Origin of the sequence: Streptomyces sp. NPDC059866 (genome assembly GCF_042731325.1) — a bacterium.
In the GTDB taxonomy this organism is placed as follows: domain Bacteria; phylum Actinomycetota; class Actinomycetes; order Streptomycetales; family Streptomycetaceae; genus Streptomyces; species Streptomyces flavusporus.
This window is the reverse complement of the sequence record NZ_JBHWJT010000009.1, coordinates 89686-104172: the sequence shown is the minus strand read 5'-3', so window position 1 is coordinate 104172 and position 14487 is coordinate 89686. Positions and strand designations below refer to the sequence as shown.

The following is a 14487-nucleotide window of genomic DNA, read 5'->3' as shown; positions in this document are numbered from 1 at the left end:
GGCCGGCTCAGCGGCTGCCGTGGTCGCCGGCGTAGGAGGCCAGGATCTGCTGCCGGGTGCCTGCGGTGTGCAGGAAGCGTTCGTCCAGTACGGCGGCGAGGTCGTCGAGTGAGATGGCGAGCACGGCCCCGGCGTTTCGCGTGCCCGGGTGCCCGGTGCGCTGTGCCTGCTCGGCGAGTTCGGCGGCGTAGCCGAGGTTGAGGGCCAGCGAGATGTCACCGGTTCCGTCGTGGAAGTAGTACGACTCGGGGTACTGGAGGAAGTCCACACAGGCGCGTGCAATGTCGGCCGCGAGTCCGTCGAGGAGGGCGGCCCCCGCATCGGAGGCCAGGTTTCCGGCGGGCGAGCCGGCCCGGCGCAGCTGGGAGACGCGCAGTGCGAGCGCCCGTCGCCGCGCGAGGGCGGGATAGATGCCGAGGATCCAGGAGACGGTGGCGGTCAGCAGCGTGAAGCCGACCAGCGCCTCCAGGGGCGCGACGATGCGCAGCCAGTCGGCGGAGGGTGCGATGTCGCCCAGGCCGAGCGTGGCGACGGTCACCAGGGAGAGGTACAGGGCGTCCACCGGACCGGAGTGCTCGGCCGGCTTCAGCGCGCTGGAGAAGGAGAACGCCCCCGGCATGTGCGGCCAGTACACCAGCGCCCAGCCCACGGCCACGGTGCAGGCCCATGCGGCCACCACGGTCACCATGCCGACCGGCCCGGCCAGACCCGCGGCCCGGGGAGCGTTGCGGCCCCGGGTGGACAGCCGCCACAGCAGACTCATCACGAACCTGCTCAGGCCACCGTGGCGGGTGGGATGCCACAGGGTGTGGAACACGTCCCGCAGGATGATCAGCACCACCGCCGCACCGATCAGCGTGACCAGCCATTCCATCCGACCTCCCCGGTTCACCCGCCTCGGGTCCAGCATGCGGCGGCCCTCGCCGACCCGCAGCGAACCGGCCGGGTTCCTGGAGCTGAGCGAGCGGTACCGGCCGGTCTGCCCTGGTGGACCGGCCGCAGACGTGGTGTGCTGGGAGTTGACGGGAAGGACCCGATTCGAGACGCGGGGAAGCGGTCCCGAGCCGCGCACCGCGCAATCCGGATCCGCGAGAAGCGGGTGGAGCCCTTCCCGTCCTTCATGTCCGGCCATGTCCGGCCTTCACGCGGCCGGATGATCGTGCCGCAGCCGGAAGTACCAGGATGAACAACGGCGAGTCAGCTGTTCCAGCTCTCGTCGTACGGATCGGCGGGCTCCGGGACCGGCCTCGCGGTCGTGACGTCGAGGAACGGGATCGGGCCGCCGTTGACCGGGTCCTTCGTCCGGCGCGCGGTGTAGGTGCCGGTGACCTCCAGCCAGGCGTCCGGCTGCAGGACCGGGGGTGTGCGCCCGGTCAGGCCGATCTTGACCGGGAGGCCGTCGGCGGCGCAGCAGTTGAGGGCGATACGGACCAGGTACGGCGTGCCGGCCCGGTCCAGCGCGACGAAACCGGTGATCTTCACCCGGCGGTCGCGCAGCGAACGTCCGTCGTCGTACACCGCGCGGGCCGCGTAGTCGGCGACGCCCAGGCGGACCGGATCCCCGGCGGGCAGCGGCGCGTAGGCCGGAGGCTGCTGCAGGGCCGTGCCCGTGCGCATCGCGCTGTACGAGCCCAGGGCTGGCGGTGCGACGAGGATGAGGGCGAGGACCGGCAGCAACAGGAGCCAGGAGACGCGGGGTTCGTGGTGCCGCGGTGCGGGGTTCCGCCGCTCGTACCACACCGTCGCCACCGCCGCCGCGACCAGGACGGCACCGGCGGCCAGCAGCAGCGGCCGCAGACCCGCCTTGACGTACCGCAGCGACAGGTCGGTGGCCCCGGCGTGCAGCAGGGACGCGCCCAGCAGGAACAGCACCGCCGCCTGCGCGTGCCGGTTCACAGCAGCACCGCCCCGGTCAGCGCGGCCACGGCCACGGCGACGGCGAAGGTCGCCGGGGCGAAGCGCAGGGCGAAGGCGCGCCCGAAGGTGCCCGCCTGCATCGCGAACAGCTTCAGGTCCACCATCGGCCCGACCACCAGGAACGCCAGCCGGGCCGTCGGCGAGAACTGGGTCAGCGACGCGGCCACGAACGCGTCCGCCTCCGAGCAGATCGACAGCAGTACGGCGAGCACGGCCAGGGCGAGCACCGCCACCACCGGGTGGTCGGCCGCCGCGCGCAGCCACTGCTCGGGGACGACCGCCTTGAGGGTCGCCGCCGCCATCGCGCCGATCACCAGAAAGCCACCGGCGTGCATCACGTCGTGCCGCACCGACCCCCAGAAGGCCGCGCCCCGGCCCTGGCCCTCGTACGACGGACGGGCCGGCGGGCGCAGCCAGTCGGCGCGGCCGAGCCGCTGCCACAGCCAGCCCATCACGCACGCCACGACCAGGCTCGCGACGAAACGGGCCAGCACCATCTCCGGTTCGCCGGGGAAGGCGACCGCCGTCGCCGTCAGCACGATCGGGTTGATCGCGGGCGCGGAGAGCAGGAACGCCAGTGCGGCGGCCGGGGTGACACCGCGCCGCATCAGCGCGCCGGCCACCGGCACCGACGCGCACTCGCAGCCGGGGACGACCGCGCCCGCCAGCCCCGCGACCGGTACGGCCGCGGCGGGCCGGGCGGGCAGCGCACGGGCGAAGACCGACGGCGGTACGAACACGGCGACGGCCGCCGACAGCAGCACGCCGAGCACCAGGAACGGCAGGGCCTGCACGACCACCGCGACGAACACTGTCGTCCAGCTCTGCATCACCGGCGCGGACAGGGCGCGGCGGATCGGCGCCTGGGCGAGGAGCAGCAGGAGCAGGGTCACGGTGAGGACCAGGGGGGAGCTGAGGTGCCAGCCCTCCGGGTCCGGCGGCCCCGCCCGTTCATCGGGCCGCGGGGCTGCTTCGGTGGCGGTGTCGGCCACGGGTCGGGGTCCCTCCGTTGTGCCGGGTGCGAGGTGCCGGGCGCCAGGTGCCGGGTGCGCGGTGCCAGGTGCGAGGCCTCCCCTTCAGTACGGCGGGCGAGGAACGGATGTTCAGCCGGTTGCTGGAACCATCCGTCCCGGTGGGGCAGTCTTTTCCCTCGTGGGGAGCGTTCCGAATCAGAGTCAGCCGGACGGCGCGACCGCGCACATGGTGGTGTGCGGTGACGACGGGCTCGCGCACCGGCTCGCGGCCGAACTGCGGGGGGTGTACGAGGAGCAGGTGACGCTCGTCGTACCACCCGCCGGGCGCCGGGTGCGCCAGCCGGTCGTCGGACGGGCCCGGGCCGCGTCGGCGGCGCTGCTCGACCGGATGGTGAACGCGGCCAACCGGGCCGCCGGGAACGGCAACGGCACCTCCGGTGGCGAGGGCGGCGGGAACGAGCGGCTGGTGGAGGCCGCCGAGCCGACCGAGAGCGTGCTCGCCGACGCGGGCGTGGAGCGGGCGACCGCGCTGGCGCTCGTGTACGACGACGACGAGACCAACATCCGCGCCGCCCTCACCGCCCGTCGCCTCAACCCCCGGCTGCGCCTCGTCCTGCGGCTCTACAACCGGCGGTTGGGGCAGCACATCGAGGAACTCCTCGACCAGGCCGCGGCGTTGGCGGTCGGCGGTTCGGCCGCCTCCGTCGACGCCTCCACGACCGTGCTGTCCGACGCCGACACGGCCGCACCGGCGCTGGCGGCGACCGCGCTCGCCGGGACCAGCAAGGTCGTACAGACCGACGGGCTGCTGCTGCGGGCCGTGGAGCGGACCCCGCCGGCGCCGGGTCAGGTCGCCGATCCCGGGCTGTGCACGCTGGCGCTGCTGTCGACGACGAGCAGTGACCCGGCCGGTGCGGACGGGTCGGAGGGCAGCGGGGAACGCGGGCCGCGGCTGCTGCCGGACGAGGCGGAGGTGGCCGCGGCGACCGGGCGCGGCACGGTCGTGCTGGAGCATGTGTCGTACTCCGGGTCAGCGCAGTCCTCGGGGCGCGGGGTCGGTGTCGTACCGCCGTTCGCGTCGCTGTTCTCCCGGCGGCTGCGCTGGTCGCTCGCGGGCCTGGTGGGTGCCGTGCTCGCGCTGGCGATCGCGCTGACGGTCGTCACCGGGGACCATCCGCTGCGCGCGACGTATCTGACGCTGCTCGACATCCTCGGTATCGACGACCCGGCCACCGACGCGAGCACCGGACGGCAGATCCTCCAACTCCTGTCCGCCGTCGTCGGGTTGCTGCTGCTGCCGGTGCTGCTGGCGGCCGTACTGGAGGCGCTCGGCACGTTCCGGAGCGCGTCCGCGCTGCGCAGGCCGCCGCGTGGACTCGCCGGGCACGTCGTGCTGCTCGGGCTCGGCAAGATCGGCACCCGTGTGCTGACCCGGCTGCGGGAACTGCATATTCCGGTGGTGTGCGTCGAGGCCGATCCCGAGGCGCGCGGCATGGCGACGGCCCGGCGGTTACGGGTGCCGGTGGTGCTCGGGGACGTCACGCAGGAGGGCGTCCTGGAGGCCGCCAAGGTTCACCGGGCGCATGCCCTGCTCGCGCTGACCAGCGTGGACACGACGAACCTGGAAGCCGCGCTGTACGCCCGGTCCGTACGGCCCGATCTGCGGGTCGTGCTCCGCCTGTACGACGACGACTTCGCGGCCGCCGTGTACCGCACCCTGCGGGCCGCGCACCCGCGTGCGCTCACCCGCAGCCGCAGCGTCACCCATCTCGCGGCGCCCTCCTTCGCCGGGGCCATGATGGGCCGTCAGGTGCTGGGGGCCATCCCGGTCGAGCGGCGGGTGCTGCTCTTCGCCGCCGTGGACGTGCGCGGGATCCGGCAGTTGGAGGGGAAGACGGTGGCCGACGCCTTCCAGGCCGGGTCGTGGCGGGTGCTGGCCCTGGACGCGGCGGCACCGGAGGAACGCCGGCCGGATCTTGCGGTGGGCCCGTCCTCCACCGGCCCCGGCGACACTCCACCCACCTCGGACCTCGTGTGGGACCTCCCGCCGACGTATGTTCTGCGGGCCGACGACCGGGTGGTACTGGCGGCGACCCGGCGGGGGCTGGCGGACCTGCTGGGGAGGCGGCCGCGGGCGCGGGCGGCAAGGTGACGGGCGGGGTCGCGGTCGTACGGTTGCCCTCGACCCCGCCGTCCGTCTCCCCCGGTGACGGCGACGCTGCCGTCAGGCGCCCGCGCCGCCCAGGTGTCTCTCCGCGAAGTCCAGTTCCAGCTTCACCTGCTTGATCCGCTCGTCGACGACCAGCGAGCCGTGTCCCGCGTCGTACCGGTAGACCTCGTGGATCGCGCCGCGCGCCTGCAGGCGCTTGACGTAGTTCTCGATCTGGCGGATGGGGCAGCGCGGGTCGTTCACGCCGGCCGAGATGTACACCGGGGCCTTGACCTGGTCGACGTAGGTGAGGGGGGACGACGCCTCGAAGCGCTCGGGGACCTCCTCCGGGGTGCCGCCCAGGAGGGTGCGGTCCATGGCCTTCAGGGCCTCCATCTCGTCGTGGTACGCGGTGACGTAGTCGGCCACCGGGACCGCCGCGATGCCCAGCGTCCACGCGTCCGGCTGGGTGCCGAGGCCGAGGAGCGTGAGGTAGCCGCCCCAGGAGCCGCCGGTCAGGATCAGCCGGTCGGGGTCGGCGAGGCCCGAGGTGATCGCCCACTCCCGGACCGCCGCGATGTCCTCCAGCTCGATCAGGCCGACCCGGTGCTTCAGCGCGTCCGTCCAGGCGCGGCCGTAGCCGGTGGAGCCGCGGTAGTTGACCCGCACGACCGCGTACCCGTGGTCCACCCAGGCGGCCGGGCCCGCGGCGAAGGAGTCGCTGTCGTGCCAGGTCGGGCCGCCGTGGATGTCGAACACCGTGGGGAGCGGGCCGGAGGCACCGGCCGGCTTCTGGACCAGGGCGTGGATACGGCCGCCGGGGCCCTCCACCCACACGTCCTCCACCGGCACCGAACCCGGGGACTTCATGCCGGGCGGGTCGAGGACCACCCGGCCCGCCGTCGAGCGCACCGACGACGGCTCGGCCGCCGACGACCACAGGTACTCCACGCTGCCGTCGGGTCGGGCGGTCGCGCCGGAGACCGTGCCGGGCGGGGTCGGGACCTTCGCCAGCTCGCGCGCGGCGAAGTCGTAGCGGAACAGCTCGCCGCGGGCCTCGTGGCTGTGCCCGATCAGCAGGCCGGAGCCGTCCGGGTACCACTCGGCGCTGACATCACCGGGCAGCTCCAGCGCCAGGTCCGTCTCCTCGCCCGTCGCCACGTCCCACACCAGCGGCTCCCAGCGGCCGCGCCTCTGGTGGCCGATGAGCAGGCGCGTGTCACCGTCGACCGGCGCGAAGCCGAGGACCTCCAGGCCCAGCTCGACGGTGCCGCCCTTGGTGTCGTCGAGTTCGGCGACCGGCGTGCCGTCGGGGCGCAGCACGCGCAGCGCCGAGTGCATCGCGTCCCCGTGCTCGGTGTGCTCCACGGCGATCAGCGAACCGTCGTGGGAGAGGTCGCCGACGCCCGCCGACTCACGGTGCCGGTAGATCTCCACCGGCGCCTCGCCCAGACGCGCGATGTGGATCGTCGTACCGTCCTCGTCGGTGGAGCGGCCCACCACCGCCGTACGTCCGTCCCGGCCCAGGGCGAGGCCCGCCGGGTAGGACGGGTCCAGGCCCGGTACGGCGAGCTCGTCCTCGCCGCCGGTGAAGGGCTGGCGGCGCCAGACGCCGAACTCGTCGCCGTCCTTGTCGTCGAACCACCAGATCCACGCGCCGTCCGGGGAGAGCACGCCGTCCGTCGTACCGTTCGGCCGGTTCGTCACCTGGCGCTGCTCACCCGTCGAACGGTTCCAGGCGTACAGCTCGTACGTCCCCGTCGCGTTCGACACGAACAGGGAGCGGTCGGGTGCGTCCTCCGCCCAGTCGGGCAGCGACACCCGCGGCGCCCGGAAGCGCTTCTCCCAGTCCGGCATGTTCTCGCCCTGCTTGCGCTGATCCTGCGCGGCGGACCCGTTGCTCTCAGTCATGGCCCCATACTGCCTGGTCCGACCGACAATCCGCCGCCGAGGTCCCCAGCCTGTGGAAAACCTCCACCGGCCCCCCTTCCGGCCGGACCGGGGCCGATTGTCAGTGGCAGGGTGCACACTCCCTCCCATGACCGCGATGACCGATCCGCGCAAGACCGTCGAGAGGTTCTGGGCCACCGCCGAGGCCCGGCACTGGGACGCGTTCGCCGAGACCCTGGCCGAGGACGTCGTGTACACGCTGCCGCAGACGCGGGAGAAGATCAGCGGCCGGGACCGGTTCGTGCAGTTCAACAAGGAGTACCCCGGCGACTGGCACCTGCGGATCGAGCGACTCGTCGCCGAGCCGGATCACGTCGTCTCCTGGATCCACGCCACCGTGGGCCTGGAGGAGATGTACGCCATCTCGTTCTTCACCTTCACCGGTGACGGGCGGATCGACTCCATAACCGACTTCTGGCCGGAGCCGTACGAGCCCCCGGCCGGCCGCGAGCACCTGAGCGAGCGGTACTGACCCACAGCCACCCCGCGGCCGGGCGCTTCCCGCGAGCCCCGTACCGTTGGTGGCGTGTACCGGTTTCTGCTGACGCCCCGCTGGTGGGGGATCAACGTCTTCGTGCTGCTCGCCATCCCCTTCTGCATCTTCATGGGGTCCTGGCAGCTGAGCCGGTTCGAGGACCGGGTCGAGGACCACCGCAGCGCGGGTGAGCAGGCCGCGTCGGACAAGACCAAGGCGGCCCGGCCGCTCGCCGAGCTGCTGCCGGTGGACAAGGAGACCTCCGGCGACCGGACCACCGCGACCGGCACGTACGGCGAGCAGCTGCTCGTCCCGGACCGGGAACTGGACGGCAGGCGCGGCCACTACGTCCTGACCCTGCTGCGCACCGACGACGGCAAGGCCCTCCCGGTCGTCCGGGGCTGGCTGCCCGGCGCCGCCGACCCGGCCGAGGCCCCGGCCCCGCCCTCCGGCGAGGTCACGGTCACCGGCGCGCTCCAGGCGTCCGAGAACCCGGGCGAGAACGGCGTCAGCGCGCAGGGCGGGCTGCCGTCCGGGCAGACCGCGGCGATCAGCGCGGCGTCGCTGGTGAACCTGGTGCCGTACGACCTCTACGACGCGTGGATCACGCTCGACAAGGGCGACTCCGGAATGCGGGCCGTGCCGGTGAGCGCGGCGCCGGACACCGGACTCGACCTCAAGGCCTTCCAGAACCTCGGCTACACCGGCGAGTGGTTCGTCTTCGCGGGCTTCGTCGTCTTCATGTGGTTCCGGCTGTTCCGCCGCGAGGTGGAGTTCGTGCGGGACGCGGAGATGGGGCTGGTGCCGGAGGACGAGCAGCGCGTTTCCACCCCGTCCGGGGTCTGAGGACAACAGGACCTCAGCACCGACGAGGATCTACGAGCCGGACAGCACCCCGGTCCGGTACACGGTCCCCGCACACGCGTCGGCCACCGTCGCGGAAACCGACGGCGCCCCTGCCTCCGCCGTGTAGGAGACGACGACGCTCCCGTCGGCCGTACCGTCCTCCGTGACCAGCTGGGTGGACGTGCCGGTGTCGCCGCCGGTGGAGCTGCCGTCGGTCGTGGTACCGGGGTCGGTGGTGGGCGTCGGGTCGGGCGAAGGACCGCCCGTGCCGCCGCTGTCGCCGCCGGGGTCGGTGGAGCAGGTCTCCGAAGGCACCCAGGCGAACTTCACCTCGTACGCGGAGCCCGGTTGCAGCACCAGCTGCGGGACCTCGAGGGACGGGTCCGGCAGGCCGGCCGCCGCGTCGCCGGACGTGTGGGCGACCACGGTGATCTTGGTGGGGTCCGCCGCGCCCTGTGCGAGGGGACTGACCGTGCCGGCGCCGCCGACCGTACAGCCCGCGGAGGAGACGTTCATGATCCGGAAGGTGCCGTAGACCGTCCCGCCGGAGTCGGGGACATCGGTGGTCGCGGTGGCCGAGCCGAGCTGCTCGGCCGTACACACCGGGGCGCTGACCGCGCTGGTCGCCGAGGGGTAGGCGACGTCGGGGCTGGCTTCGGCGCCGGTCTCGGGGCTTCCGCCCGGGCCTGTCTCCCGGTGCGTCGGGCTGCCCTTGCCGGGGTCCTCGGCCTTGTCCGTGGAGGCCGCGCCGCCGCTGCCCGCGCCCTCGGTGCTCTTGCCCTCGCCCGCGCCGCCCTGTGCCTGCGCGCCGTGACCGGCGATGGACGGGTCGGCGTCGGGACCGGTGGAGTTGGAGACGTGCACCAGGGCCGGGACGGCGGTGCAGACGAACAGCGCCGCGGCCGCCATGCCGACGGCGGCCTGCCGCTTGCGCGCCCGCCGGGCGGGCACGGCCCGCCGAAGGTGGTCCAGCGTGCCGTCGCGCGGCTCGATCTCCTGCACCGCCTGATGCAGCATCCTGCGCAGTGCCAGCTCGTCCGAGTCGAACCCCTCGGGGCTCTGGTCGTCGGGGCCGTGGTTCACAGTTCCGTTCCCAGCGTGCGATTGCTTCGGCTCTTGCTCGTGCGAGGCGCCCCCCGGCCCCTCCTCGCCTGTCGGCTCACGCCACTCGTACGGCTCATGCGGCTCGTACGGATGCCGCCGCTCGTTCTCGTCGGTCATGCCGGCGCCTCCATGGCGATCCGGAGGGCCGCGATGCCGCGCGAGCCGTACGCCTTGACCGAGCCCAGCGATATCCCGAGCGTCTCGGCGACCTGGGCCTCCGTCATGTCCGCGAAGTAGCGCAGCACCAGGACCTCGCGCTGGCGGCGCTGCAGGCCCTTCATCGCCTTGATCAGGGAGTCGCGCTCCAACTGGTCGTACGCCCCCTCCTCGGCGCTCGCCATGTCGGGCATGGGCTTCGACAGCAGCTTGAGGCCGAGGATGCGGCGGCGCAATGCCGAGCGCGAGAGATTGACGACCGTCTGACGCAGATACGCCAGCGTCTTCTCCGGGTCGCGGACCCGTTTGCGGGCCGAGTGGACGCGGATGAACGCCTCCTGCACGACGTCCTCGCAGGAGGCGGTGTCGTCCAGGAGGAGGGCGGCGAGACCGAGCAGCGAGCGGTAGTGCGTGCGGTAGGTCTCGGTGAGGTGGTCGACGGTGGTGCCGGCCGCCGCCGCATCGACGTCGTCGGCGCCGTCACGCTGATTCGGGATGCGGGCGGGCCGCGCTGCAGGCATCGGGGCGATCACCGGCATGCCGCCGGGCGCGCCCATACGGGTGCGGACGGGCCGGGGCGGCCGAAGGGCCGTGCCGCGGGTTGCCGCAGGAAACTCGAGTACCTCTGCCACGCCAGTTGGACACGTCTCCCCCCTCCAGGGTTGTACGTGCCGGGCGTCATTCTCGTTCTCGCGTCAGGCAGCACGACTGACGGTGCCCCATATGCCCTCATGCGTCCGCTCTTCCCCTATGTCCCATACGAACGGGCGTCCCCACGCACCGTTCACGGCGTCCCCACGCCTGGATCAACGCGTCTCCACACCCCGGAAGGGCGACCGCATAGACGCTCCCCGCCCTCCGCGCGGTTGCGGAGGGCGGGGAGGAAATCTTCGAACGCCGAGGGGCCCGAAACAAGTGGTCCGGACCACTTGTCCGGCTCACCTGGCGTGCACAGCTTCCATGGATCCTACAAACAGATCAGGCCATCGCCGAGACCTTTTCCGTTCACTTGCCTTCACGACATCTCCGCAGCCACGAGCTCGGCGATCTGTGCGGTGTTGAGCGCGGCCCCTTTGCGCAGATTGTCGCCGCACACGAAGAGCTCGAGCGCCGTCGGATCGTCCAGGGCCCGGCGTACCCGCCCGACCCAGGTCGGGTCGGTGCCCACCACATCGGCGGGCGTCGGGAACTCCCCGGCCGCCGGATTGTCGAACAGGACGACCCCCGGCGTGGTGGCGAGAATCTCACGGGCCCGGTCCACCGTCACCTCGTCCTCGAAGCGGGCGTGCACGGTCAGCGAGTGCACGGTCACCACCGGCACCCGGACACACGTCACCGCGACGGGCAGCCGCGGCAGTCCGAGGATCTTGCGGGACTCGTCCCGCACCTTCATCTCCTCCGACGACCAGCCGTCCTCACGCACCGACCCGGCCCACGGCACGACGTTCAGCGCCACCGGCTCCGGGAACGGTCCGGTGCTGTCCCCCACGACCCGCCGTATGTCACCGGGATGGGTCCCCAGCTCCGTACCGGCCACCAGGGACAGCTGCTGCCGCAGCGTCTCCACACCGGCCCGCCCGGCCCCGCTCACCGCCTGGTACGCGGAGACGACCAGTTCACGCAGTCCGAACCCGGCGTGCAGCGCACCCAGGGCGACGATCATGGACAGCGTCGTGCAGTTGGGGTTGGCGATGATGCCGCGCGGACGCACCCGGGCCGCATGCGGATTGACCTCCGGCACGACCAGCGGCACATCCGGGTCCATCCGGAAGGCGCCCGAATTGTCCACGACGACGGCGCCCTTGGCGGCGGCGATCGGCGCCCACTGTGCGGCGAGCTCGTCCGGCAGGTCGAACATGGCGATGTCGACCCCGTCGAACGCCTCCTCGCCGAGGGCGACCACCTCGACCTCCTCGCCGCGCACGGCCAGCTTGCGGCCGGCCGAGCGCGGCGAGGCGATCAGACGGATCTCGCCCCAGATGTCCGCGTGCTGGGACAGGATCTGGAGTATGACCGTGCCGACGACCCCGGTCGCTCCCACGACCGCGAGCGTCGGTCGGATGGTCATCGCCCGGTGCCTCCGTAGACGACGGCTTCGTCGCTGTCGGAGTCCAGACCGAAGGCGGTGTGCACCGCGCGGACGGCCTCGGACACGTCGTCGGCGCGGGTGACGACCGAGATGCGGATCTCGGAGGTCGAGATCAGCTCGATGTTCACACTCGCGTCGCTCAGCGCCTCGAAGAACGCGGCCGTGACGCCCGGGTTGGTCTTCATACCGGCGCCGACCAGGGAGATCTTGCCGATCTGGTCGTCGTAGCGCAGCGAGTCGAAGCCGATGCCGGCCTTGTTCTTCTCCAGGGCGTCGATGGCCTTGCGGCCCTCGGTCTTCGGCAGCGTGAAGGAGATGTCCGTGAGCCCGGTGGAGGCGGCGGACACGTTCTGCACGACCATGTCGATGTTGATCTCGGCATCGGCGATCGTGCGGAAGATGGCGGCGGCCTCGCCGGGCTTGTCCGGCACGCCGACGACCGTGATCTTGGCCTCGGAGGTGTCGTGCGCGACACCGGAGATGATGGCCTGCTCCACCTGCTTGTCCCCTTGCTTGATCGGCTCGCTGCTGACCCACGTGCCCTGCAGTCCGCTGAAGCTGGACCGGACATGGATCGGGATGTTGTAGCGGCGGGCGTACTCCACACAGCGGTGGAGCAGCACCTTCGACCCGGACGCGGCCAGCTCGAGCATGTCCTCGAACGAGATCCAGTCGATCTTCCGGGCCTTCTTCACCACGCGCGGGTCGGCGGTGAACACGCCGTCGACGTCGGTGTAGATCTCGCACACCTCGGCGTCGAGGGCGGCGGCCAGCGCCACGGCCGTGGTGTCGGAGCCGCCGCGGCCCAGCGTCGTGATGTCCTTGGTGTCCTGGCTGACGCCCTGGAATCCGGCGACGATGGCGATGTTGCCCTCGTCCAGCGAGTCCCTGATCCGGCCCGGCGTGACATCGATGATCCGGGCTTTGTTGTGGACCGAGTCGGTGATGACACCTGCCTGGCTGCCCGTGAACGACTGGGCCGAGTGGCCCAGGTTTTTGATCGCCATGGCCAGCAGTGCCATGGAGATCCGCTCTCCGGCGGTCAGCAGCATGTCGAGCTCGCGCCCGGCAGGAATCGGGGAAACCTGCTCGGCGAGATCGATCAGCTCGTCCGTCGTGTCGCCCATCGCGGAAACCACCGCCACCACCTGGTGGCCGTTCTTCTTGGCTTCCACGATTCGCTTGGCGACGCGCTTGATGCCCTCGGCATCGGCTACGGAGGAGCCTCCGTACTTCTGCACGACAAGGCCCACGTGCGCTCCTCGCTCAGTCCGTGTGTGTCGGCTCATTTTAACGAGCGTCCGAAATTCCCTTCCCAGATATCGCATGGTGAGATGTCCGGCCGCTCGTTCTCGGACTGCATATGCCCGGCATGCGCTGATGACACTCGGAAAAGTGCCGCGGGTCACAAGTGGCCTCTGATGACCGAGTGCGCCCACAGCGACGAGACGGACCGGGTGGCCGGCCTGGAGCCGGTGCCGACGACTACGTGTCCAAGCCGTTCGGCGTACGGAGGTCATCGCACGGATACGAGCCGTGATGCGCCGCATTCAGCTACTGGGTGCGGAGTCCCAGCGGGCCCGCGATCTCCTGCTGCATGACCTTGCCGGCCTCGAACTCGAGGGTGTCGTCGCCCATGCCCTGGTCGGTGTCGAGGCCGTCCAGTTCCTCCAGCGGCTGGTTCAGCCGCACATGCGCGACCACGGACTGCAGTGCGCGCAGCGTCGCGGACGCTGTCGCACCCCAGTTGGAGAAGTAGGAGAACTGCCACCACCACAGCGCCTCCGTCGTGCGCCCGGCGCGGTAGTGGGCCATGCCGTGGCGGAGGTCGGTGATGACGTCCGCGAGGTCGTCGGAGATACGGGCCGGCACCGGGGCCTTGCGGGGCTCGTACGGGTCGAAGACCTCGGAGTAGACGTCGATCGGCTCCAGGAGCCGGGCCAGGTTCTCCCGCAACCCGTCGACGTCCGGCTCGGGGCCCGGGTCGGGCTCGTAGCGCTCGTCGGGAACGATGTCCTCGTGCGCACCCAATCGGCCGCCGGCCAGCAGGAGTTGGGAGACCTCCAGCAGAAGGAAAGGCACGGCCGAGTCCGGCTCGTCGCCTCTGGCCACCTCGGAGACGGCCACCAGGAAGCTCTCTACCTGGTCCGCGATCTGGACCGCGAAGTCGTCCGGGTCCTGTGTCGTGGAGTGCAGCGTGGCGTCAGACATCTAGGAGTCGTCTCCCCTCGAAGGCGCGGCCGAGGGTGACCTCGTCCGCGTATTCCAGGTCGCCACCCACCGGGAGGCCGCTGGCCAGGCGGGTGACCTTGAGGCCCATGGGCTTGATCATGCGGGCGAGGTAGGTCGCCGTCGCCTCGCCCTCCAGATTCGGGTCCGTGGCCAGGATGAGTTCCGTGACCGTCCCGTCGGCCAACCTCGCGAGAAGTTCTCGTATACGCAGATCGTCCGGGCCGACACCCTCGATCGGGCTGATCGCGCCCCCCAGGACGTGATAGCGGCCGCGGAACTCGCGCGTCCGCTCGATGGCCACGACGTCCTTCGGCTCCTCCACCACACAGATCACCGCCGGGTCGCGGCGGCTGTCACGGCAGATGTTGCACAGCTCCTCCTGCGCGACATTGCCGCAGGTCGCGCAGAAACGGACCTTCGCCTTCACCTCGAGGAGGGCCTGGGCCAGGCGCCGTACGTCCGCCGGTTCCGCCTGCAGGACATGGAAGGCGATCCGCTGCGCGCTCTTGGGACCGACGCCGGGCAGCCGCCCCAGCTCGTCGATGAGGTCCTGGACCACGCCTTCGTACAACGGACTGCCGCCCTTCCTGAGTGT

Annotated in this window: 13 protein-coding genes; 3 read left to right on the top strand and 10 right to left on the bottom strand. The window is 71.7% G+C overall.

Annotation, left to right across the window (positions count from 1 at the left end; genetic code table 11):
* Positions 1 to 7: 7 nt before the first annotated feature.
* The 3 genes from ACFV7R_RS16050 to ACFV7R_RS16040 all read right to left on the bottom strand — a co-directional run bounded on the left by ACFV7R_RS16050 (position 8) and on the right by ACFV7R_RS16040 (position 2909).
* A complete protein-coding gene (locus ACFV7R_RS16050) occupies positions 8 to 874 on the bottom strand; it encodes a potassium channel family protein (protein ID WP_385263924.1) in 867 nt (288 codons plus the stop codon).
* A 323-nt stretch (positions 875 to 1197) separates the two neighbouring features.
* A complete protein-coding gene (locus tag ACFV7R_RS16045) occupies positions 1198 to 1896 on the bottom strand; it encodes a TIGR03943 family putative permease subunit (RefSeq protein ID WP_385263922.1) in 699 nt (232 codons plus the stop codon).
* Entirely contained in the window at positions 1893 to 2909 is a 1017-nt protein-coding gene (locus tag ACFV7R_RS16040) for a permease (protein WP_385263920.1), read from the bottom strand. Before ACFV7R_RS16040 ends, ACFV7R_RS16045 begins: the two co-directional genes overlap by 4 nt.
* 208 nt (positions 2910 to 3117) lie before the next feature.
* Here ACFV7R_RS16040 and ACFV7R_RS16035 point away from each other — a divergent pair, with 208 nt between their 5' ends.
* Positions 3118 to 5043, top strand: coding sequence for an NAD-binding protein (locus ACFV7R_RS16035; protein ID WP_385264121.1), 1926 nt, complete (start codon positions 3118 to 3120; stop codon positions 5041 to 5043).
* Between the two features lie 72 nt (positions 5044 to 5115).
* Here the strand turns inward: ACFV7R_RS16035 and ACFV7R_RS16030 are convergent, their stop codons facing one another.
* Positions 5116 to 6951: a S9 family peptidase gene (locus tag ACFV7R_RS16030; protein ID WP_385263919.1), complete on the bottom strand. Its 1836-nt coding sequence runs from the start codon at positions 6949 to 6951 to the stop codon at positions 5116 to 5118.
* Between the two features lie 136 nt (positions 6952 to 7087).
* On the opposite strand from ACFV7R_RS16030, the gene ACFV7R_RS16025 reads away from it, so the two are divergent.
* Both ACFV7R_RS16025 and ACFV7R_RS16020 read left to right on the top strand, forming a co-directional pair.
* Positions 7088 to 7462, top strand: coding sequence for a nuclear transport factor 2 family protein (locus tag ACFV7R_RS16025; RefSeq protein WP_385264119.1), 375 nt, complete (start codon positions 7088 to 7090; stop codon positions 7460 to 7462).
* Positions 7463 to 7516: 54 nt separating this feature from the next.
* Complete coding sequence (locus ACFV7R_RS16020) at positions 7517 to 8311, top strand: SURF1 family protein (protein WP_385263917.1); 795 nt, start codon at positions 7517 to 7519, stop codon at positions 8309 to 8311.
* 30 nt (positions 8312 to 8341) lie between these two features.
* Here the strand turns inward: ACFV7R_RS16020 and ACFV7R_RS16015 are convergent, their stop codons facing one another.
* The 6 genes from ACFV7R_RS16015 to recR form a co-directional block, all read right to left on the bottom strand.
* On the bottom strand, positions 8342 to 9532 hold the full coding sequence (locus tag ACFV7R_RS16015) for a hypothetical protein (RefSeq protein WP_385263916.1): 1191 nt from the start codon (positions 9530 to 9532) through the stop codon (positions 8342 to 8344).
* Positions 9529 to 10203, bottom strand: a complete 675-nt coding sequence (locus tag ACFV7R_RS16010) for a SigE family RNA polymerase sigma factor (protein WP_385263915.1) — start codon at positions 10201 to 10203, stop codon at positions 9529 to 9531. The genes ACFV7R_RS16015 and ACFV7R_RS16010 overlap by 4 nt, the downstream gene beginning before the upstream one ends.
* 383 nt (positions 10204 to 10586) lie before the next feature.
* Positions 10587 to 11639 (bottom strand): aspartate-semialdehyde dehydrogenase, encoded by a 1053-nt coding sequence (locus tag ACFV7R_RS16005; RefSeq protein ID WP_385263913.1) that lies wholly within the window; start codon positions 11637 to 11639, stop codon positions 10587 to 10589.
* Entirely contained in the window at positions 11636 to 12913 is a 1278-nt protein-coding gene (locus ACFV7R_RS16000) for an aspartate kinase (RefSeq protein ID WP_385263912.1), read from the bottom strand. Before ACFV7R_RS16000 ends, ACFV7R_RS16005 begins: the two co-directional genes overlap by 4 nt.
* 301 nt (positions 12914 to 13214) lie before the next feature.
* Positions 13215 to 13871, bottom strand: coding sequence for a DUF5063 domain-containing protein (locus ACFV7R_RS15995; protein WP_129799592.1), 657 nt, complete (start codon positions 13869 to 13871; stop codon positions 13215 to 13217).
* The gene (gene recR / locus ACFV7R_RS15990) at positions 13864 to 14463 is read right to left on the bottom strand and encodes a recombination mediator RecR (protein ID WP_129799593.1); all 600 of its coding nucleotides are present in this window, start codon (positions 14461 to 14463) and stop codon (positions 13864 to 13866) included. The genes ACFV7R_RS15995 and recR overlap by 8 nt, the downstream gene beginning before the upstream one ends.
* Between the last annotated feature and the right edge of the window lie 24 nt (positions 14464 to 14487).